The organism is Halomonas sp. (assembly GCF_033549285.1).
In the GTDB taxonomy this organism is placed as follows: domain Bacteria; phylum Pseudomonadota; class Gammaproteobacteria; order Pseudomonadales; family Halomonadaceae; genus Halomonas.
This window is the reverse complement of record NZ_JAWSUJ010000035.1, coordinates 1-19644: the sequence shown is the minus strand read 5'-3', so window position 1 is coordinate 19644 and position 19644 is coordinate 1. Positions and strand designations below refer to the sequence as shown.

18 protein-coding genes are annotated in these 19644 nt (G+C 69.4%); 6 read left to right on the top strand and 12 right to left on the bottom strand.

Annotation, left to right across the window (positions count from 1 at the left end):
- Positions 1-107: 107 nt before the first annotated feature.
- A complete protein-coding gene (gene argF, locus SCI24_RS09835; protein ID WP_318725197.1) occupies positions 108-1028 on the bottom strand; it encodes an ornithine carbamoyltransferase in 921 nt (306 codons plus the stop codon).
- A gap of 192 nt (positions 1029-1220) precedes the next feature.
- Between argF and SCI24_RS09830 the strand changes: the two genes are divergently transcribed.
- A complete protein-coding gene (locus tag SCI24_RS09830; RefSeq protein WP_318725196.1) occupies positions 1221-1562 on the top strand; it encodes a Grx4 family monothiol glutaredoxin in 342 nt (113 codons plus the stop codon).
- A gap of 205 nt (positions 1563-1767) precedes the next feature.
- On the opposite strand, the gene rnt is transcribed toward SCI24_RS09830, so the two are convergent.
- Entirely contained in the window at positions 1768-2430 is a 663-nt protein-coding gene (gene rnt / locus SCI24_RS09825) for a ribonuclease T (RefSeq protein WP_318725195.1), read from the bottom strand.
- Positions 2431-2574: 144 nt separating this feature from the next.
- Between rnt and SCI24_RS09820 the strand changes: the two genes are divergently transcribed.
- The 3 genes from SCI24_RS09820 (at position 2575) to SCI24_RS09810 (ending at position 5369) form a co-directional block, all read left to right on the top strand.
- Positions 2575-3792, top strand: a complete 1218-nt coding sequence (locus SCI24_RS09820; RefSeq protein WP_318725194.1) for an argininosuccinate synthase — start codon at positions 2575-2577, stop codon at positions 3790-3792.
- Positions 3793-3873: 81 nt separating this feature from the next.
- Positions 3874-4188, top strand: a complete 315-nt coding sequence (locus SCI24_RS09815) for an HlyU family transcriptional regulator (RefSeq protein ID WP_318725193.1) — start codon at positions 3874-3876, stop codon at positions 4186-4188.
- 53 nt (positions 4189-4241) lie between these two features.
- Entirely contained in the window at positions 4242-5369 is a 1128-nt protein-coding gene (locus SCI24_RS09810) for a DUF294 nucleotidyltransferase-like domain-containing protein (RefSeq protein WP_318725192.1), read from the top strand.
- Between the two features lie 105 nt (positions 5370-5474).
- On the opposite strand, the gene SCI24_RS09805 is transcribed toward SCI24_RS09810, so the two are convergent.
- From SCI24_RS09805 to SCI24_RS09790, 4 genes are read right to left on the bottom strand one after another with little or no spacing between them, the layout of a single operon-like run.
- Positions 5475-8225 carry a sensor histidine kinase gene (locus SCI24_RS09805; protein ID WP_318725191.1) on the bottom strand — a complete coding sequence of 917 codons (2751 nt, stop codon included), beginning with the start codon at positions 8223-8225 and terminating at the stop codon, positions 5475-5477.
- A 23-nt stretch (positions 8226-8248) separates the two neighbouring features.
- On the bottom strand, positions 8249-8443 hold the full coding sequence (locus SCI24_RS09800) for a hypothetical protein (protein WP_106231616.1): 195 nt from the start codon (positions 8441-8443) through the stop codon (positions 8249-8251).
- A complete protein-coding gene (locus SCI24_RS09795) occupies positions 8440-10509 on the bottom strand; it encodes an exonuclease domain-containing protein (RefSeq protein ID WP_318725190.1) in 2070 nt (689 codons plus the stop codon). Before SCI24_RS09795 ends, SCI24_RS09800 begins: the two co-directional genes overlap by 4 nt.
- Entirely contained in the window at positions 10509-10880 is a 372-nt protein-coding gene (locus SCI24_RS09790; RefSeq protein WP_318725189.1) for a response regulator transcription factor, read from the bottom strand. Before SCI24_RS09790 ends, SCI24_RS09795 begins: the two co-directional genes overlap by 1 nt.
- Positions 10881-11040: 160 nt before the next feature.
- Between SCI24_RS09790 and SCI24_RS09785 the strand changes: the two genes are divergently transcribed.
- Positions 11041-11718 (top strand): glutathione S-transferase, encoded by a 678-nt coding sequence (locus SCI24_RS09785; RefSeq protein ID WP_318725188.1) that lies wholly within the window; start codon positions 11041-11043, stop codon positions 11716-11718.
- Positions 11719-11723: 5 nt separating this feature from the next.
- On the opposite strand, the gene SCI24_RS09780 is transcribed toward SCI24_RS09785, so the two are convergent.
- From SCI24_RS09780 to metG, 5 genes are all read right to left on the bottom strand, one after another.
- Positions 11724-11999: a hypothetical protein gene (locus SCI24_RS09780; RefSeq protein ID WP_318725187.1), complete on the bottom strand. Its 276-nt coding sequence runs from the start codon at positions 11997-11999 to the stop codon at positions 11724-11726.
- Between the two features lie 79 nt (positions 12000-12078).
- Positions 12079-12834: a YdcF family protein gene (locus SCI24_RS09775; RefSeq protein WP_318725186.1), complete on the bottom strand. Its 756-nt coding sequence runs from the start codon at positions 12832-12834 to the stop codon at positions 12079-12081.
- Between the two features lie 126 nt (positions 12835-12960).
- On the bottom strand, positions 12961-13596 hold the full coding sequence (gene nth / locus SCI24_RS09770; RefSeq protein ID WP_318725185.1) for an endonuclease III: 636 nt from the start codon (positions 13594-13596) through the stop codon (positions 12961-12963).
- A 192-nt stretch (positions 13597-13788) separates the two neighbouring features.
- Positions 13789-14589, bottom strand: a complete 801-nt coding sequence (locus SCI24_RS09765; RefSeq protein ID WP_318725184.1) for an RnfABCDGE type electron transport complex subunit B — start codon at positions 14587-14589, stop codon at positions 13789-13791.
- Positions 14590-14598: 9 nt separating this feature from the next.
- Positions 14599-16641, bottom strand: a complete 2043-nt coding sequence (metG, locus tag SCI24_RS09760) for a methionine--tRNA ligase (protein WP_318725183.1) — start codon at positions 16639-16641, stop codon at positions 14599-14601.
- Between the two features lie 213 nt (positions 16642-16854).
- On the opposite strand from metG, the gene SCI24_RS09755 reads away from it, so the two are divergent.
- The gene (locus tag SCI24_RS09755; protein ID WP_318725182.1) at positions 16855-17124 is read left to right on the top strand and encodes a hypothetical protein; all 270 of its coding nucleotides are present in this window, start codon (positions 16855-16857) and stop codon (positions 17122-17124) included.
- 164 nt (positions 17125-17288) lie between these two features.
- Here the strand turns inward: SCI24_RS09755 and SCI24_RS09750 are convergent.
- Positions 17289-19644, bottom strand: a 2356-nt coding sequence (locus SCI24_RS09750) for a penicillin-binding transpeptidase domain-containing protein (RefSeq protein ID WP_318725181.1), incomplete at its 5' end; no start/stop codon positions are given.

Here is a 19644-nt window from a genome sequence, read left to right as displayed (position 1 = left end):
TAAGGGATTCTGCTGCAGCGCATTATACATGCGACGAAGGTCGATGTCATACGAAGGTCTAAGATGCCCCGCCCGGTGGGATCCTGACGCCGCGCGGGGCCTGCTCCTCAGCCCTCCACGCGTCCCAGCAGCAGGAACTCGATCAGCGCCTTCTGGGCATGCAGGCGGTTGCCGGCCTCCTGCCAGACCACGGCGCGCGGGTCATCGAGCAGGGTCGTGCTGATCTCCTCGCCGCGGTGGGCGGGCAGGCAGTGCAGGAAGAGCACGTCGTCCTTCGCCCGGTCGAGCATCGCCTCGCTCACCTGGAAGCCGGCGAAGTCGGCCTCGCGCCTGGCCTGCTCCTCCTCCTGGCCCATGGAGGCCCAGACGTCGGTGGTGACGAGGTCGGCCTCCGCCACGGCCTGCTGGGGATCACGGAAGATGGTCACCCGGTCGCCGGCGGCGGCGAGGATGTCCTGGCGTGGCTCGTAGCCCTCCGGACAGCAGATGCGCAGCTGGAAGTCGAACTGGCGGGCGGCGTTGATCCAGGAGTGGCACATGTTGTTGCCGTCGCCGATCCACACCGCGGTGCGGCCCTTGACGCTGCCGCGCAGCTCGGTCCAGGTCATCACATCGGCGAGCAGCTGGCAGGGGTGGTAGTCGTCGGTGAGGGCGTTGATCACCGGCACCGTGCTGGCGGCGGCATACGTCTCCAGGCCCTCGTGGGAGAAGGTGCGGATCATCACCGCGTCGACCATCTCCGCGAGCACCCGCGCGGTATCGCCGATGGGCTCGCCGCGGCCGAGCTGGGTGTCGCGGGGCGAGAGGAAGAGCGCATGGCCGCCGAACTGCGCCATGGCGGTCTCGAAGGAGACCCGGGTGCGGGTCGAGGACTTCTCGAAGATCATCGCCAGGGTGCGGTTGGCGAAGGGCGTGTAGGTCGGCCCGTGGGTCTTCAGGCCGTTCTTGATCGAGATGGCGCGCTGGATCAGGTAGCGCAGCTCGTCCGGACTGAGGTCAAGCAGGGTGAGGAAATGGCGGGTGGCCATGGTGTCGCTCCACGGGAAAAAACGACCATCCTAGCCAGCCCACGGGGGATGCGCAACGCGCCCGTCATCAGTAGAATGGCCCTCATCCACAAGGCCGACCAGCACAGTCGGGTATTGCCCGGGCGCATGCCGGCCACGGTCTATCGAGGCCCGGTTCGCCGAAGCCCGGACAAACGAGAAAAGGGAGACGTCATGAGCACCACCGTCGAGAATATCCAGCGCCAGATCGGCGAGAACCCGATCCTGATCTACATGAAGGGCACCCCCCAGCTGCCGCAGTGCGGCTTCTCCGCCCAGACCGTCCAGGCCCTGATGGCCTGCGGCGAGCGCTTCGCCTTCGTCAACGTCCTGGACAACCCGGACATTCGTGCCGAGCTGCCCAAGGTGGCCAACTGGCCGACCTTCCCCCAGCTGTGGGTCGACGGCGAGCTGGTCGGCGGCTGCGACATCGTGGTCGAGATGCACCAGAACGGCGAGCTCGAGAAGCTGATCAAGGAGACCGCCGCGAAGCACAAGGATGACGCTGAGCAGTAAGCGCCGAGCCGCCAAGCTGTTCGGTGACGGGCGACAGGTAATGAGGCAGGAACGCGAAACCCCACCGGATTAACTTCTGGCGGGGGTTCTTGTTACATGCTGGTTGTCACTTGAGCCTGGTGGCCGCTTGGCCGCTTGGCCGCTTGGCCGCTTGGCCGCTTGGCCGCTTGGCCGCTTGGCCGCTTGGCCGCTTGGCCGCTTGGCGCTACTCCTCCAGCCCCTGCTCCTTCTGGGCCAGGGCCCAGCCGCCCAGGTCCTTGTAGCGGTTGACCATGGCACAGAACAGCTCGGCGGTGCGCTCGGTGTCGTAGCGCGCCGAGTGGGCGGCGCTGTTGTCGAACTCGATGCCCGCGGCGCGGCAGGCCCTGGCCAGCACGGTCTGGCCATAGATCAGGCCGCCGAGCGAGGCCGTGTCGAAGCTCGAGAAGGGGTGAAAGGGGTTGCGCTTGATCCCGCAGCGGTTGACCGCGGCATTGAGGAAGCCGTGGTCGAAGGCGGCATTGTGGCCAACCAGCACGGCCCGGGTGCAGCCATGGGCCTTGATGGACTTGCGTACCGGGCGGAAGATCTCGCCCAGTGCCTCGGCCTCGCTGACGGCTACCTGGCGGCGCAGCGGGTCATCGAGGCGGATCCCGGTGAAATCCAGTGCCGACTGCTCCACGTTGGCTCCCGCGAAGGGGGTGACATGGTAGGCGTAGGTGGCGTCGGGCACCAGGTTGCCGCCCGGGTCCATGGTCAGGGTGACGGCGGCGATCTCGAGGATCGCATCGCTCTCGGGATTGAATCCGCCGGTTTCCAGGTCCACCACCACGGGCAGGAAGCTGCGGAATCGCTGCGCCATGAGTTCGCGGGCGATCGCCTCGCTCATGCACCTCTCCTTGTCTGGGCCATCGTGTCTCGAAACCGCGAAAGTCTAGCAGCTTGCCCTCGGCGAGTCGCGTCGCCGGTATTCGCTGCAGGCTCGGCGCGCTATAATCGCTGCCTTCGAGAACGCTACTAGAGGAGCCTCAGCATGTCCGATGTCAAGAAGGTCGTGCTCGCCTATTCCGGCGGCCTGGACACGTCCGTCATCGTCAAGTGGTTGCAGGAAACCTATGACTGCGAGGTCGTGACCTTCACCGCGGACATCGGCCAGGGCGAGGAGGTCGAGCCGGCCCGGGCCAAGGCCCAGTCGCTGGGGGTCAAGGAGATCCATATCGAGGACCTTCGCGAGGAGTTCGTGCGCGACTACGTCTACCCGATGTTCCGCGCCAACACCCTCTACGAGGGCGAGTACCTGCTCGGCACCTCCATCGCCCGCCCGCTGATCGCCCGTCGTCTGATCGAGATTGCCGACCAGGCCGGCGCCGATGCCATCTCCCACGGTGCTACCGGCAAGGGCAACGACCAGGTGCGCTTCGAGCTCGGCGCCTATGCCCTGAAGCCGGGCGTCAAGGTGATCGCGCCCTGGCGCGAGTGGGACCTAAATTCCCGCGAGAAGCTGATGGCCTACTGCCAGCAGCACGACATCCCGGTGGACTTCTCCTCCAAGAAGAAGTCGCCCTACTCGATGGATGCCAACCTGCTGCACATCTCCTACGAGGGTGGCATCCTCGAGGACCCCTGGGCCGAGGCCGAGGAGGAGATGTGGCGCTGGAGCGTGTCGCCGGAGGCCGCGCCGGACACGCCTACCTATATCGAGCTGACTTACGAGAAGGGCGACATCGTGGCCATCGACGGCGTGCCGATGAAGCCCCATGAGGTGCTCGAGAAGCTCAACAAGCTGGGCGGCGACAACGGCATCGGCCGCCTCGACATCGTCGAGAACCGCTATGTGGGCATGAAGTCGCGCGGCTGCTACGAGACCCCGGGGGGCACCATCATGCTGCGCGCCCACCGCGCCATCGAGTCGCTGACCCTGGACCGCGAGGAGGCGCACCTCAAGGACGAGCTGATGCCCAGGTATGCCGAGGTGATCTACAACGGCTACTGGTGGAGCCCGGAGCGTCGCATGCTGCAGGCGGCCATCGACGAGACCCAGAAGAACGTCTCCGGCGTGGTGCGCATGAAGCTCTACAAGGGCAGTGCCACCGTGGCCGGCCGCAAGTCCGACGCATCGCTCTTCGACGAGTCGATCGCCACCTTCGAGGACGATGCCGGCGCCTACGACCAGAAGGATGCCGAGGGCTTCATCAAGCTCAACGCCCTGCGCCTGCGCATCGCCGCCGGCAAGGGCCGCAGGCAGGACTGAGACGGACCGTCATGTCTTCCTCGACGCCGGCCCGCCGCCGGCGTCGTCGTGTCGAGGCCCATCACCTGCGAGGAGAGCACCATGTTCAAGAAACTGTTATCCGGCCTGTTCGGCGGTGGCGATAGCACGTCCGGCAACGCCGCGGCCGCCGAGCCGGTGGAGTACAAGGGTTACCTGATCATCTCCGAACCCGCCGACCAGGGCGGCCAGTACCGCGTCAGCGGCTGGATCCGCAAGCCCCTGCCCGCCGCCGACGGGGAGGAGGGCGAGATGCTCGAGCACCGCTTCGAGCGCTCCGACATGCTGCCCGGCCGCGAGGCCTGTGATGCTCTGATGGTCAGCAAGGCGCAGCGCTACATCGACGAGATCGGAGACCAGATGTTCTCGCCGCGCTGAGACCCGCCTTATACTTCAGGACATGCCGATCCATAGCGTGATCCGGAGTTGCCATGCGCCTGCTGCACCGACCCTCGCCCTGGCGAGGGCTCTTCGCCACCGATGCGTTGCCCGACCCGAACGGCTGGCCGGCGCTGCTGGCCCCGCTGGGCCAGGCCCTGGCGAGCCTGGGGCCCACTCCCTCCCTGGCCGAGGCCCATGCCTGGCAGGGCCAGCTCGTGGAGGCCCTCGATCGGCTCGACCTGCCCGCCTGGCGCATCAGCCAGCTGATCAGCGACCACAACGACTGGCTCTACCGGCGAGCCATTACCCTCTCCCTGGAGGAGATGTGCGGCCAGGGCTGGGGGAGGCCGCCGGCAGCCTTCTGCGTGCTGACCCTCGGGTCGGGGGCGCGCCACGAGAGCCTGCTGGCGCCGGACCAGGACAACGCCATGATCATCGCCGACTACCCCGACGAGCGGCATACCGAGATCGATGGCTACTTCCAGTCGCTGGGCGAGCGCTTCACCGCGCGCCTCGACGAGGCCGGGATCCCGCTCTGCCAGGGCCATGTCATGGCCCGCTGGCCGATGTGGCGCAAGCGGCTCTCGGAGTGGCGCGCACAGCTGGAGATCTGGACCGCGGAGCGCCGCGTCAAGCGTGTCCAGCAGGCCAACATCCTGCTCGACTTCCACCCGGTCCACGGCGAGGCAGCACTCGCCGAGGCCCTGGCCGACCGGGTGGCCCGGCTGCTGCCGGCATCGCACCTGTTCCTCGACGAGATGGCGAGCCTGCTCGATGAGCTGCCGCTGGCCCTGGACCGGCTTGGCCGGCTCGCCGGCGACGGCGAGGATGCCCCCCATGAAAGGGCCATCAACCTCAAGCGCCAGGGGATGCTGCCGCTGGTCAATGCCGTGCGCCTGCTGGCACTGCGCCACGGGGTGCGCCCGCCGGATACCCGCTCGCGGCTGGTGGCGCTGGTGATGCAGGAGGCGCTCGATGCCGAGCACGCCCGGGCCCTGACCGCGGCACACGAGCGGCTGCAGGCGCTGATGCTCGACGAGCAGCGCCGGGCCCTCGCCGAGGGGCGCAGCCCCGATGGCTGGGTGGATATCGGCCGGCTGGGCGAGGAGCAGCGCCTGCTGCTGCGCCACGACCTGCTGCAGATCCGTGCACTTCTGAGAAGAGCGCGCAAGCCATAGGCTGGAAGAACGGGGCCTCGCCCCTTGAAGGTCGAAGGGGCCGCTTGATTCCCCGCGTTGCCCGACCATGCTGATTTTCCGCTTTCCGCTTTCCGCTTTCAGCTTTCAGCTTTCAGCTTCCAGTTTCTCGGGCGGTGCCTCGGGCAGCTCCATCACCAGGCAGGCCCCGCCCAGTCGCGGCGCCTCCTCGACCCATAGCCGTCCGCCCAGGTGGGCGACGATGCCGCGGCTGATGGGCAGCCCCAGGCCGCTGCCGCGGGGCCGGCCGCGCGTCTCGCCCCCCTCCTGGCGCTGGATCTGGTGGAACTTCTCGAAGACCCGTTCGCGCTCGTCCTCGGCGATGCCGGGGCCGTTGTCCTCCACGGCGAGACGGTAGTGGTCCTTGTACCGCTCTAGGCGCAGCAGCACCTTCGGGTCGTCGTCGGCGGCGAACTTGCCGGCGTTGTCGAGCAGGTTGATGATCACCTGTTCCAGGCGGTCCGGGTCGCCGATGACCGTCGAGGTCTCCGGTGTGATCTCGACTTCAAGGCTTACCCCGCGGTCCTCCTGCAGCCGCTGCACCGCATCCACGCTGTGCCGTGCCAACGCCACCAGGTCCAGGCGCCGGGGCTCCAGGGTCAGGCGGCCGCTCTCGAGCCTTGCCAGGTCGAGGATCTCCTCGATCAGGCGCGAGAGCCGCTGGCTCTCGCGCACCACCACGTCGAGGAAGTGGCGGCGCTTCTCGTCGGGCAGGTCGCCGCTGTCGCGCAGGATCTCCGCAAAGGCGCGGATCGAGGTGAGGGGCGTGCGCAGCTCGTGGCTGACCATGGCCACGAACTCGTCCTTGAGGCGGTCGAGCTCGCGCAGGCGCTCGTTGGCCGCGCGCAGCTCCTCGCTGGTGCGGGCCAGCTCCCGGGACTTCTGCTCCAGGCGACGGTTCACCTCCAGGGTCTCGGACGTGGTGTCGAGGATGCTGAGGATCGACTCGAGGTTCAGGGCCTCGCCGCGCACCACCGAGTCGATCAGTACCCGCGCCGAGGCGCTGCCCAGGGAGCCGGCCAGGGCCTGTTCGGCGCGGGCGGTCAGTCCCGGCGGTGCGGGCTGGCTGTCGTCGGCGGCCTCGTCGGGATGGGTGGCGAAGACCCGGGCGGTGGCGGCGCCCCCCAGGTAGCGGTCGAGCAGGGCGCGCAGTTCGCCGCGCGTGGTCTGGCCCTGCCACAGCGAGGTCTGCACCAGGCCGGGGTGCATGGCCTCGGTGAACAGCGCCGCCTGGGTCTGCTCCAGCGGTGACTGGCGGGTGAACAGCGAGATGCCCACCAGCAGCCCGAGGTTGGCGCCCAGGCTCCACAGCAGCGAGTGGGTATAGATGTCCCAGCCCTCGAGGCCAAACAGCGCATAGGGCCTCAGCCAGGCGAGCCCCCAGGGGCCCTGGTCGAGGAAGCCGGCATCCAGCCAGCCGGACTGGGCGAAGCCCGGGATCAACAGGGTCCAGGCCCAGATCAGGAAGCCCGCGATCATGCCCACCCCGGCCCCCAGGCGGTTGGCGCCCCGCCAGTACAGGCCGACCAGCAGCGCCGGGGCGAACTGGCAGGCGGCGGCGAAGGAGACCAGGCCGATGGTCACCAGGCTGTAGGCGTCGCCGATCAGCGCATGGTAGAGGTAGCCGAGCAGCAGGATCAGCAGGATGGCCACGCGGCGGATGCGCAGCAGCCAGCCGGCGAGCTCGCCGCGGGTGCTCAGGTGGAGGTGGCGCGAGCGCAGCAGCAGCGGCATCACCAGCTGGTTGCTGACCATGGTCGACAGGGCGATGGTCTCGACGATCATCATGCCGGTGGCGGCCGAGAGCCCGCCGATGAAGACCAGCAGCGGCAGCCCCTCCAGGCCGGTCGAGAGGGGCAGGGTGAGCACGAAGCTGTCCGGATCGCCGCTGACGTCGCCGAGCAGCAGCCCGGCCAGGGCGATGGGAATCACGAACAGGTTGATCACCAGCAGGTAGAGCGGGAAGAGCCAGCTGGCACGCCTGAGGTGTCGCTCGTCGACGTTCTCGACCACCAGCACCTGGAACTGCCGCGGCAGGGTGAGAAAGGCCAGGAACGCCAGCACCAGCATGCCCACCCAGCCAAGTGCCCCGCCGGGCACCGCCTCCAGGCTCATCAGCCGGGTCAGTTCGGGCATCGCCCCGACCCGGGCGAAGAGCTCCGCCGGGCCGTTGAAGAGCACGAAGACGGTGAAGACCCCCACCGAGAGGAAGGCCACCAGCTTGACCAGCGACTCGAAGGCGATGGCCGCCACCATGCCCTCGTGGCGCTCGCTGGCATCCAGGTGGCGCGTGCCGAAGAGGATGATGAACACCGCCAGGACCAGGGCGACCCAGAAGGACTTGTCGGCCCAGAAGCTCTCGTCGGCCAGGCGCAGCTCGGCGGCCTGGGGGTAGTTGACCAGCACCGCGTGGCTGACGGTGATGGCCTTGAGCTGCAGGGCGATGTAGGGGGTGATGCCGATCAGGGCGATCAGCGCCACCAGGGCCCCGAGGCTCGAGCTCTTGCCGTAGCGGGCGCTGATGAAGTCGGCGATGGAGGTGATGCGCTGGGCGCTGGCGATGCGCACCATCTTGCGGATCACGAAGGGGGCCATCAGCATCGCCAGGGTCGGGCCCAGGTAGATCAGCAGGAAGCTGGGGCCATACTGGGCCGCGCGGCCGACGCTGCCGTAGAAGGTCCAGGCGGTGCAGTAGACCGCGATGGAGAGGGCATAGACGGTGGGAGAGCCGATCAGCGAGCGCCCCTGCTCGGCGCGGCGGTCCCCCCAGGCGGCAATGACGAAGAGCAGCGCCAGGTAGCCGAAGGCCACCGTCAGGACCACGACGCTGCTTCTCATGGCGTGTCAGCCTGCATTCGCGATCACTCCTCGTGACGGTGTTCCATCAGCCAGGCCATCAGCGCGATCACCGCCCCCCAGGCCAGGAAGAGGTAGGCAACCAGCCAGCCCGGGGCCGTCGGGGAGCGGTCGGCCACCAGCAGCAGGGGCGGGGAGAACAGCAGGGCCGCCAGCACGATCAGCGCGACCAGGCGCTCCTTCAGGCGCGGCGTGTTCACGAGGCGAAGGCGTCCTCCCTGTCGAAGGCACTGGCCTGCAGCGCCAGCGCCTGCTCCAGCGTCTCGATGCCGCGCGCTTCCAGCCGGGGCAGCAGCGAGAGCCACAGCTCCGCGGTGACACGGGCGTCGCCCAGGGCGGTGTGGCGGGTGCCGGGCGGGAAGCTCAGGTCATAGCGGTCGGCCAGGCTGTCCAGGTCATGGCCGTCGAGGCTGTCGTCGAGCGCCCGGGAGAGCAGCAGGGTGTCGAGCACCGGCATGTCGAACGTGATGCCGCCGCCGGGGGGCTGGATGGCCAGCAGGTCGAAGGCGGCGTTGTGGGCCAGGATAACCGCCTCGCCGATGTAGTCGCGAAAGCGAGGAAGTGCCACGTTGAGCGGCGGGGCGCCGGCCACGTCATCATCGGTGATCCCGTGGATGGCGGTGCTGGCCGGCGGGATGGGCCGTTCCGGGTCGACCCGCAGGTCGAAGATGTCGCTGGCCAGCAGTCGCGCATTGACGATGCGGCAGGCGCCGAGGCTGACCACGGTGTCGCCGCGGCGCAGTTCCAGCCCGGTGGTCTCGGTGTCGAAGGCCACGACCTCCAGGGTCCTCAAGGGCCGGGCCGCCAGCTCGCTGTCCGGCGGGGGCATGTCGGCGATGCCGAAGTCGTGGAATTCCGGACGCGGCGGGGTGCGCGGGCGCGGCGCGCCGACTCGTTCGGTGGCGGGCAGCGGGAGGCGCAGCCGGGCATGCTCGCCGTCCTCGTCGGCGATGCTCCAGGCATCGCTGGTGTGCTGGCGCAGGACATCGCCGACCCGCGGGGCCAGCGGCAGGGCGTCCAGGCGCTCGGCACGCCACTCGTCCAGCCCCTGCTCGCCCAGCGGGCGCCCGCGCCAGATCAGGTCCAGGTAGACCCGGCGGTTGCCCAGGCAGACCTCGCCTTCCAGCTCGGCCTGGCCGGAGTGCGCGGTCAGGCGCGGGAGCAGCGAGTCGAGCAGCGCCAGCAGGGCCGGCGCGTCGCCCTTCAGCCAGGCGGGCATGCCGATGGGGGTGATGCGCAGGGACGCGCCATCCTGGCGCTCCTCGAGGGCCGCCCAGAGATCATTGGACCACAGCGGGACCAGGCGCTCGCCCTCGCGGTGCATGTCCTCCATCAGCCGGCCCATGCGCTCGAGCTGGGCGGCCAGCGCCCGGCTCTCCTCGTCGATCACCGCCTCCAGACGCTTCCCGAGCTCGCCGGCCGCGGCGTCGTCGCGCACGCCCACCAGGGCGTCGGCGGCACTGGTCAGGCTGGCGCTGTGGCGCCGCAGTACCGGCAGCATCTCGGCAATATCGGCACGGGCTCCCATCTCGCTGGTCCAGGCCGCCGTGGTGTCGGTCAGGGTCAGCAGCGTCTCGTGGTTGCTGTCGGGGACGCGGCGCAGCACCACGTGCAGCCAGCGCTCGTCGCAGGGCACCAGGATCTCCCGTGGCGCCCCGTCGTCGGGCAGTTGGCCCAGCGCATCCTCCAGGCTCGAGATCGGCAGCAGGGCGTCCAGGCGCTTGCCGAGCCCCAGGCCGGGATGGCCCTCGAACAGGGTCTCGGCGGCCTGGTTGAAAAGCAGCACCCGGCGGTGGTGGTCGCAGAGCAGCAGCGGCGTGTCGAGCACCTGGAGCAGGGTCTCGAGCTCCTGGCGGATGCGGGCGGCGCTGCGCGCGCCCTCGGCATGGGCGGTCGCCAGGCGCTCCCGGTCGGCCCGCCAGGCCTCGCGTACGCGCATCAGATCGGGGCCGAGCCCTCGCAGCCAGCCCTCGGGCGGATAGTCCTGGCGGGCATCCGGGTTGGCCACCAGGCGGGCCAGCTGCACCTGCAGGTGGCGCAGGGGGGTGAACAGCTGGCGCTCGAGCAGCAGGCCGACCAGGAAGATGGTGCCGCCCCCGGAGAAGCAGCCCAGCCACAGCAGCAGCCGCGCCGTGCCCTCGAGGCCGGCGAGGCTGTCCAGCCACAGCGCGAACACGGCGCCGCCGAAGATACTGACACCGCTGAGCAACAGCCACAGGCCGATCAGCCGCTGGCGGCGGGGCAGGCGGGAGCCGCGCTTGGCCATCAGGACACCTCGGCGAGCAGGGTCTTGACCTTCTCGACCAGCGCCTGGGTCGAGAAGGGCTTGGTGATGTAGTCGTCGGCCCCCAGGGCCATGCCCTTCTCGCGCTCCACCTCGCGCCCGTGGGCGGTGAGCATGATGATCGGCAGCCGGGCATGGTCGGGGTCGCCGCGCAGGCGCTCGAGGACGTCGAAGCCGCTGATGCCGGGCAGGCTGATGTCCAGCAGGACCAGGTCCGGGGGCGACTCGGCGATGCGCGACAGGGCACTCTCGCCATCCTCGGCGGTGTCCACCTGGAAGCCGGCCTGCTGCATCAGGAATTCCAGGGACAGGACGATATTGGGTTCGTCGTCCACCACCAGCACCTTGGCCATGGTGCCCTCCTATGAGTGTGCGGTCGTTTATGCATGGTTGCCGATCAGTCTAGTGGCCGGCCGGGCGGTGGCAAAGACGACCTTGGCAGGAGGCGGCGCGGGTGGCGTGCTAGGGTGCGGGGATTGTCCCCGCTATCCGGGGCCCATCGAGGAGGACGGCATGATCAAGGTCCATCATCTGGAGAACTCCCGCTCCCAGCGGGTCCTGTGGCTGCTGGAGGAGCTCGGCGTCGACTACGAGGTCATCACCTATCGGCGCGACCCCCGGACCATGCTGGCACCCGCCTCGCTGCGCGAGGTTCATCCGCTCGGCAAGTCGCCGGTGATCAGCGACAAGGCCCGGGACGGTCGGGTGGTGGCGGAATCGGGGGCGATCCTCGAGTATCTGGTCGAACGCTTCGATCATGAGGGCCTGCTGGAGCCGCCGGCGGGCAGTGACGCGCACGAGCGCTACCGTTTCTGGCTGCACCATGCCGAGGGCTCGGCCATGCCGCCGCTGGTGATGCGGCTGGTGTTCGCCTCGCTGGGCAAACCCCCGGTACCGGCGCTGGCCCGGCCCCTCGGCCGGCTCTTCGCCCGTGGGGTGGAGCAGCAGCTGCTGGGGCCGCAGATCCGCCAGCTGAGCGACTACTGGGAAGTGGAACTCGAGCGTGGTGCCTGGTTCGCCGGGGAGGCATTCAGTGCGGCCGACATCCAGATGAGCTTCCCGCTGCTCGCCCTGGAAGACGGCGGCGGCCTCTCCGGCTACCCCAGGCTGCAGGCGTTCCTGGCGGCCTGCCGCGAGCGTCCGGCCTATCGCCGGGCGGTGGAGAGGGGCGGCGAGTTCTCCCTGTCGTGACGTGGTTACTTGCGCTGCCGGCCGAGCCCCCGCCGGGGTCCCAGCGGCCCCAGCCACAGCCAGACCTGCAGCACCACCAGCACCGGCAGCCACCAGGCCGGCGCGCCGGTCACCCAGTTGAGCACCAGATGGATGAAGAAGGCGGTGATGCCGGCGACCAGGCCCACCAGCGTGAAGAGCAGCGGGCGGTCGCGGCCGGGCCAGCGGGTCAGCCGGCAGAGCGAGCCGAGCAGGGCACCGAAGGCGGCGGCCAGGGAGAGGGGAATCAGCAGGTCCAGCATGTCGAGCCTCGTGTCGAGAAGTCGGAACGAAGCGACCAGCCTAGCGCCTCACGGCAGGCGTGGCGCTTCGACGTTGGGGTCAATCACCGCGGCGCAGCAGCTGGTTGCGAAGGGCCAGTTCGGCCCGCCCCAGCCACTCGTGCAGGGCGCGGGTGCTCTGGTGGAGGTGGTAGGCACGCGGGATCATGGCGTGTACGCCCGGCGGCGGGGCGCTCGCGAACTCGGTCGGCGCGGCCGTGACGGAGAGACCGGCGCGCTCGAACTCCGCCACTGCCCTCGGCAGGTGCCAGGCCTGGGAGACCAGCGCGACATGCCCGATACCCTCGCCGCCCAGCATCTCGGCGGTGAAGCGGGCGTTCTCGGCGGTGCTGCGGCTGCGCCCCTCCATCCAGCGGACGGGCACCTCGAAGACCTCGCGCAGCGCCGCCGCCATCAGGCTCGCCTCGGCGCTGTGCTCGTCGTGCACGCGCCCGCCGCTGACCAGGATCGGCAGCCGGGTCTCGCGATGCAGGTGGGCGCCGTAGGCCAGCCGGCGCCAGCTGGCATTGGACGGCGCATCGCCCCAGCCGAATTCCGGTGAGGCGTAGTCGCGTCCGCCGCCGAGGATCACGATGGCCTCGGCCCGGCGCAGTTGGGCGGGCCCGGCCAGGGCCGGCGGCTCGAGCCCCTGGCGCAGGGCGTGGCTCGCCAGCGGAGTGGCGAGGGCCAGCAGGCCGCCCAGCCCCAGGGCGACCAGCAGGCCGCCGCTCAGCCGGCGAGCACCCAGGACCAGGCCGGCGAGGATCAGCAGGGCATTGATCACCGGCGGCAGCAGGAGATACTTCAGCGCTTCCATGGGCGGGTCTCGTTGGCGGTCATGCCGCCAGTGAACCAGCCTGCGGGCACTTGTGCCAGCCAGGGCCCTTCGAGGGGTGGCGGTGGCGAGGCGTGCGGCGGTGCGACAGGCCGGCAAGGGCGCCTGTCACAGCTCGGTCTTGTCCGGATACTCGCAGAGGTCCTCGATGATGCAGCTGCCGCAGCGAGGCTTGCGCGCCAGGCAGGTGTAGCGCCCATGGAGGATCAGCCAGTGGTGGGCATCCTGGCGGAACTCCTTCGGCACATGGCGCAGCAGCTTTTTCTCGACCTCGACCACGTCCTTGCCCCTGGCGATCCCGGTGCGGTTGGCCACCCTGAAGATATGGGTATCCACGGCGATGGTGGGCTCGCCGAAGGCGGTGTTGAGGATCACGTTGGCGGTCTTGCGGCCGACGCCCGGCAGGGCCTCCAGGGCCTTGCGGGTGCGGGGCACCTCGCCGCCGTGCTGCTCGACCAGGATCCGGCAGGTCTTCATCAGGTTCTCGGCCTTGGTGTTGTAGAGGCCGATGGTGCGGATGTGCGCCTTGAGGCCGTCGAGGCCCAGCTCGAGGATCGCCTGGGGCGTGTTGGCCACCGGGAAGAGCCGGGCGGTGGCCTTGTTGACCCCCACGTCGGTGGCCTGGGCCGAGAGCAGCACGGCGGCGAGCAGCTCGAAGGGCGTGGTCCAGTGCAGTTCGGTGGTCGGCTCGGGGTTGTGGTCGCGCAGTCGCGCGAAGATCTCGTGGCGTTTCTGGGCGTTCATGGTGTTCCGGGTCAGTGGCGATGCCCGGGGCTTTTCCGGAGACAGGCCCCGAAGTGTCGGACCACCGAGGAGGCGCTGTGAACCCCTCCCTGGGCGCTACCGACGCCATCCCTGGCGTAGGACCTCCTCTCCGACCTGTCTCCGGCGCCCCTTCCGTCGGGTGCTGGTTGATCAACTATCCGTTGTTTTGCTTCATTCGGCTGTGGTGGCCTGCTCCAGCGCCTTTCGCGCGTCGGCAAGCAGCCGACTGGCGCTGTCGACCTGTCCCTCGGCCGCCTCGACCGCGCTGGCCTCGCCCTGGCGCTCGGCGTGGGCCAGCTGCTGCCTGGCCCGTCGCAGGGCCTGTTCGGCGGCGTTGACGGCCATCTGACGCTGGCGCTGCGGCCCAGGGCCGGAAGCGCTGCCCGGCCCCGAGCGCTGGCGCTGCCGAATCAGCCGCTTCTGGCGCTCCATGCGCCTCTCCCGAGCCTCCCGAGCCAGGCGCTGCTGGCGGGCGCGATGGCGACGGCGTCCTTGCTCGGCGCGGTGGGCGAGGTAGGCATCGCGCGCCTCATCGGTCTCGGCGGCTTCCCAGGCGGGGTGGGGCAGCAGGTCGATGCAGTCCACGGGGCAGGGCGCCACGCAGAGCTCGCAGCCGGTGCATTCATCGACGATGACCGTGTGCATGCGCTTGGACGCCCCCAGGATGGCATCCACCGGGCAGGCCTGGATGCACTTGGTGCAGCCGATGCACTCGGCCTCGCGGATCCAGGCCACCAGCGGCGACTGGGCGGGCTCGGCCAGCGGCAGCGGCGTGCGACCGGTCAGCGCCGCCAGCCGGGCCACGGTGGCCTCGCCACCGGGCGGGCAGCGATTGATGGGCTCGCCGTCGACGATGGCCTCGGCATAGGGGCGACAGCCGGGCTGGCCGCACTTGCCGCACTGGGTCTGGGGCAGCTCGGCGTCGATCGCCTCGATCAGCGCGGCCCGGGAGCGGGCATCGGTCTCCGTCACGGCGGCGCCTCAGCGCACCCGCTGGCCCGGCTCGGCGCCGGAATCGGGGCCGAGCAGATAGATCCCGTCGTCGTTGCCGGCGGCGAGCACCATGCCCTCGGACACGCCGAAGCGCATCTTGCGCGGCGCCAGGTTGGCGACCATCACCGTCAGCCGTCCCTCCAGGGCCTCCGGGGCATAGGCGGCACGGATGCCGGCGAAGACGGTGCGGGTCTCGCCGCCCAGGTCCAGGGTCAGCTTGAGCAGCTTGTCGGCCTTCTCGACGTACTCCGCCCGGGCGATGCGGGCGATGCGCAGGTCGACCCTGGCGAAGTCGTCGAAGCTGATCTCCTCACCGATGGGCTCCTCGGCCAGGGGGCCCTTCGCCGTCTCCTTGAGTTTCTGCTCTTCCACCAGGTCCTCCTTCGATGCCGCCATCATGGCATCGATCTTGTCCCGCTCCACGCGGGTCATCAGCGGCTTGAACTTGGCGATCTCGTGGTCCACCAGCAGGGTGTGGCGGCTGTGCCAGTCAAGGGTCTCGAGCCCGAGGAACGCGCGGGCCTGCTCGGCCATGGCCGGCACCACCGGGGCCAGGTAGACCATCAGCTGGCGGAACAGGTTGATGCCCACCGAGCAGATCTCCAGCACCTCCTGCTCGCGGCCGGGCTGCTTGGCGAGCACCCAGGGCTCGGCCTCGGCGATGTAGGTGTTGGCCTCGTCGGCCAGCTCCATCACGAGACGCATGGCGCGGCCGAACTCGCGGGCCTCGAACTCCTCGGCGATGGCGTCACCGGCGGCGATGAAGCGTGCCACCATCTCGGGCTCGCTGCAGTGTCCGGCGAGGCGATTGCCGCCGAGCTTCTTGACGAAGCCGGCGCAGCGGCTGGCGATGTTGACCACCTTGCCCACCAGGTCGCTGTTCACCCGCGCCGCGAAGTCCTCGAGGTTGAGGTCCAGGTCGTCGACCCGCGAGGTCAGCTTGGCGGCGAAGTAGTAGCGCAGGTACTCGGGGTTGAGGTGGTCGGCATAGGTCGCGGCCTTGATGAAGGTGCCCCGCGACTTCGACATCTTGGCGCCGTTTACCGTGACGAAGCCGTGGCAGTTGACCGCGGTGGGCGTGCGGAAGTCGGCGCCGTGGAGCATGGCCGGCCAGAACAGGGCGTGGAAGTAGACGATGTCCTTGCCGATGAAGTGGTAGACCTCGGCGTCGGAGTCGGGTGCCCAGTAGGCATCGAAGTCCATCCCCCGGCGGTCGCAGAGGTTCTTGAAGCTGGCCAGGTAGCCGATCGGGGCATCCAGCCAGACGTAGAAGTACTTGCCCGGCGCGTCGGGGATCTCGAAGCCGAAGTAGGGAGCGTCGCGGGAGATGTCCCACTCGTTGAAGCCCGACTCGAACCACTCCATCAGCTTGTTGCGGATCTGCGGCTGGACATGGTCATCGTCGATCCACGCCTTCAGGAAATCGGCGAAGTCCGGCAGCTTGAAGAAGTAGTGGGTGGAGCTTCTCACCTCGGGGGCGGCACCGGAGATCGCCGAGACCGGATCGATCAGCTCCGCCGGCGTGTAGGTGGCACCGCAGGCCTCGCAGTTGTCGCCGTACTGGTCCTCTGTGTTGCACTTCGGGCAGGTGCCCTTGATGAAGCGGTCGGCCAGGAAAAGGCCCTTCACCGGGTCGAACATCTGCTCGATGTCGCGGGTGGCGATGTGCCCCTTGTCGCGCAGCCGGGTGTAGATCAGCTCGCTGAAGTGGCGGTTTTCCGGGGAGTGGGTCGAGTGATAGTTGTCGAAGGCCACCCCGAAGCGGGAGAAGTCGGTCTGGTGGTCGCGGGAGACCCGTTCGATCAGCGCCTCGGAGGTGATGCCCTCCTGCTCCGCACGCAGCATGATGGCCGTGCCGTGGGCGTCGTCGGCGCACACGTAGTGGCACTCATGCCCGCGGCTCTTCTGGAAGCGCACCCAGATGTCGGTCTGGATGTACTCCAGCAGGTGGCCCAGGTGGATGGCACCATTGGCGTAGGGCAGGGCGCTGGTGACCAGGATTTTGCGCGAGGCGCGGGCGGTGTTCGACATGGCGGCTCAGGGTATCCCGTTGAAAATCAGGCCACGATTGTAGCCATCTTCGCGCATGCCTGCATCCGCGCCGAGCGCCCGTTTGGCGTGCTCTCCACCGCTCGGGTATGATGCCGCCATCCAGCGGGGCGTCAAACGGAGTGATGTCCCGCCGGAGGTCCTGCAACCGAAGTCACGCTGGTGAACCCTGTCCCCCTCCCGGAGGAATTCCCCATGCGTCTACGTCATGCCCTGCCCCTGGCCCTGCTCGCCGCCCTTGTCGCCGGCTGCACCAGCAGTGCCATCTCCCCGACCTATACCAGTGCCAACCCGGACATCATGCGGATCAGCGACGAGCGCCCCGCCAACCCGGAGAAGCGCATCGAGGACCTCGGTTCCTACTGCGTCGAGGTCAGCGAGACCTGGAACGCCCACGGGACAACCCCCGACGGCAAGAGCCTCTGGGCCAAGGACACCGCCCGCACCGTCGTGCCCTGCGACTGAGCCCCTCGCACCGTTACGCCTCAGCGGCGCTCGGGCCCGTGGCGTGATCGGGCCGGCTCCCTGAGCGGGATGGGCTCCCTTCCGGCAAGCCCGCACACCACGGCCCGGCAGGCGACCTGCCGGGCCGTGGTCTCTCTGGCGGTTGTGCAGGCCCTTACTGGCCTTCAGCGCAGCGCCAGCTGCCCTTCCTCGGTCTCGGCGGGCAGGCATCGGCCGGCGGCCCCCGGGGCCAGGTAGGGGGCCAGCAAGGGTTCCATCCCCTTGAGCACCTGGACGGGGAGTGCCGAGGTGAAGCGGAAGTCGTCGGACTGACTGCCGGCCACGTAGGCGGTGAGCGTGCCGAAGTGGTGCTCGCCCAGGTGGAAGACGAAGGTGGCGGTCCGGTTACGGGCGCGGGAGTCGATCACCTGGCCGCTGCGGGTCACCGTCTCGATGCGGTTGTTGCCGGTACCGGTCTTGCCGCCCATCTCCAGCGGGGCGTCATCCGCGAGGGTGAAACTGCCCTGCAGGCGTCGGGCGGTTCCGCCCTCCACGACCTGGGCGAGAGCCGCGCGCAGCACGGCGGCGACCTCCGGGGCCATGACGCGCCGGGCGCGAGTCTCGGACGGAACGAAGCGTGTCTCGTAGGGAGTATCCGCCGCGAAGTGCAACTCATCGATGCGCAGCACCGGCAGGCGGACGCCGTCGTTGAGGATGATCCCCATCAGTTCGGCCAGTGCGGCGGGACGGTCTCCGGAGCTTCCCACGGCGGTGGCAAGCGATGGCACCAGCTGGTCGAAGGGATAGCCCAGGCGCTGCCAGCGGCGGTGGATCTCGTCGAAGGCCTCCACCTCGAGCATGGTGCGGATGCGCACGTCGCGGGCGCTGCGGTGACGTGTCCTGAACAGCCAGCCATAGGCCTCCTGGCGCTGCTGGTGACTCGCCGCGATGGCCTCGCGCAACCCGGCCTCGGGATTATCCAGCAGGTAGCCGACCAGCCACAGCTCCAGCGGGTGCACCCCGGCGATGTACCCCTGGTCGCTGAGGCCGTGCCTGCCCGGCGCGTGGTCGCGGTAGAGCGCCTCGAGGCGTCGTTCGTCTAGCGCATTGCCCGGCAGCCTGGCCGCGAGGAAGGCGGCGAAGGCATCGCGGTCGGCCTCGGGAAACAGGTAGCGGTGCGCGGCGGACAGCCGGGACGCCGTGGGACGCAGGCCATCCAGGAAGGTGGCCAGGCGTTCATCGCGCGAGTTTTCCTGATACTTGCGCCAGAAGCGCTCGAGAAAGACCTGGCCCTCCCGGTCGGCGAAGTGCGCCAGGTAGGCCTGCCGCCGCGGGTCCTGATCGTCCTCGAGCAGCGGGCGGCGGCCCTCGCCCTGATGAATGACATGCTGCACCAGGTCGCGCAGCAGGCGCACGAAGGGCAGGTTGAGCGATTCGCGCAGGGCATCATCGAGCCCGGGGTGGCGGCCGTCATCCTCGCGGCGGAAGTTGCCGAAGGTATGGCGCCCACCGCCGGTGAAGAAGGCCTCGTGGGGGCTGGCCGAGTAGCGCCGTTGCATGGCGGCCTCGAGCAGGGGGCGAAGCCCCAGACCAGGCTCGGCGATGAGCCGGTCGATCACCCAGCGGCTCAGCACGTCCTGCCGATCCAGTTCGATCCGGCGAAGGGCATCCACCGGCATCCCGGCATGGCGGCCGTGCAGCTCGGCGATCACCTCCAGGTAGGTGGCCAGCACCCTCAGCTTGGCGGTGGAGCCGAGCTCCAGCTTGCTGCCCTCGTTGATGTCGAAGGGCTGGCCGGTGGTGTCGGTCTGCACGCGCACCCGAAAGCCCGTGGCGTCGCGCTCGAGCAGGGTGAAGCTGTAACGCACGTCGGCGGCCCGTTCGGGCGACAGCATGCGCTCGCCCAGCAGCCCGACCTCGCTCGCGAACCCCGGGTCGGCCAGTCGCTGCAGATACGCGGTGACCCGGCGCTGGAGGTCGCCGTGCAGGGTGGTGCGCGCCGAGAGGTCCAGCCGGTCGAGGTCGTAGAAGGACAGGCCGACCAGGCGGCCGAGCCGTTGGCGGGCCACCTGCAGGCCCTTGTCATGGGCGACCTGCAGGCGTACCGGCTCCCTGGTGAAGTCGCGGAAGGTCAAGCGGCTGGCCAGGGCGGCATCGCGCAGGGACGGAGTCACCAGGCCCTCCTCGGCCAGCAGGCGCAGGTGGCCGTCGGTCAGCGACTCCAGGGCCTGGTGGCCGCTGTTCAGATACCAGGAGGGACGACGCTGGGCGATCATCAGGGCCACCACCTGGCGCAGCGCCAGGCCCTGGGCGGCGAGGCTGTCCGGGGCATTGAAGGTGGGCACCAGCAGGCGGTTGACCGCGTCGAAATCGGCGCCGAACCAAACCCACAGGCCATTCCCCAGGCCATGGACCTCGCCATAGCCGGGGGCCGCGGAGAGCGGCACCGAGTTGAGGTAGTCCAGCGCCACGTCCTGGCGTGCGGCGAGCGTCTGCGGGCCGTGCCGGTAGCCGCGCACGCTGGCCGAGACCATCTGGCGC

Bases quoted from the DNA above. Each gene is read 5' to 3' on its own strand.
- argF (WP_318725197.1), bottom strand. From the start codon at position 1,028: ATGGCCACCCGCCATTTCCTCACCCTGCTTGACCTCAGTCCGGACGAG.
- SCI24_RS09830 (WP_318725196.1), top strand. From the start codon at position 1,221: ATGAGCACCACCGTCGAGAATATCCAGCGCCAGATCGGCGAGAACCCG.
- rnt (WP_318725195.1), bottom strand. From the start codon at position 2,430: ATGAGCGAGGCGATCGCCCGCGAACTCATGGCGCAGCGATTCCGCAGC.
- SCI24_RS09820 (WP_318725194.1), top strand. From the start codon at position 2,575: ATGTCCGATGTCAAGAAGGTCGTGCTCGCCTATTCCGGCGGCCTGGAC.
- SCI24_RS09815 (WP_318725193.1), top strand. From the start codon at position 3,874: ATGTTCAAGAAACTGTTATCCGGCCTGTTCGGCGGTGGCGATAGCACG.
- SCI24_RS09810 (WP_318725192.1), top strand. From the start codon at position 4,242: ATGCGCCTGCTGCACCGACCCTCGCCCTGGCGAGGGCTCTTCGCCACC.
- SCI24_RS09805 (WP_318725191.1), bottom strand. From the start codon at position 8,225: ATGAGAAGCAGCGTCGTGGTCCTGACGGTGGCCTTCGGCTACCTGGCG.
- SCI24_RS09795 (WP_318725190.1), bottom strand. From the start codon at position 10,509: ATGGCCAAGCGCGGCTCCCGCCTGCCCCGCCGCCAGCGGCTGATCGGC.
- SCI24_RS09790 (WP_318725189.1), bottom strand. From the start codon at position 10,880: ATGGCCAAGGTGCTGGTGGTGGACGACGAACCCAATATCGTCCTGTCC.
- SCI24_RS09785 (WP_318725188.1), top strand. From the start codon at position 11,041: ATGATCAAGGTCCATCATCTGGAGAACTCCCGCTCCCAGCGGGTCCTG.
- SCI24_RS09780 (WP_318725187.1), bottom strand. From the start codon at position 11,999: ATGCTGGACCTGCTGATTCCCCTCTCCCTGGCCGCCGCCTTCGGTGCC.
- SCI24_RS09775 (WP_318725186.1), bottom strand. From the start codon at position 12,834: ATGGAAGCGCTGAAGTATCTCCTGCTGCCGCCGGTGATCAATGCCCTG.
- nth (WP_318725185.1), bottom strand. From the start codon at position 13,596: ATGAACGCCCAGAAACGCCACGAGATCTTCGCGCGACTGCGCGACCAC.
- metG (WP_318725183.1), bottom strand. From the start codon at position 16,641: ATGTCGAACACCGCCCGCGCCTCGCGCAAAATCCTGGTCACCAGCGCC.
- SCI24_RS09755 (WP_318725182.1), top strand. From the start codon at position 16,855: ATGCGTCTACGTCATGCCCTGCCCCTGGCCCTGCTCGCCGCCCTTGTC.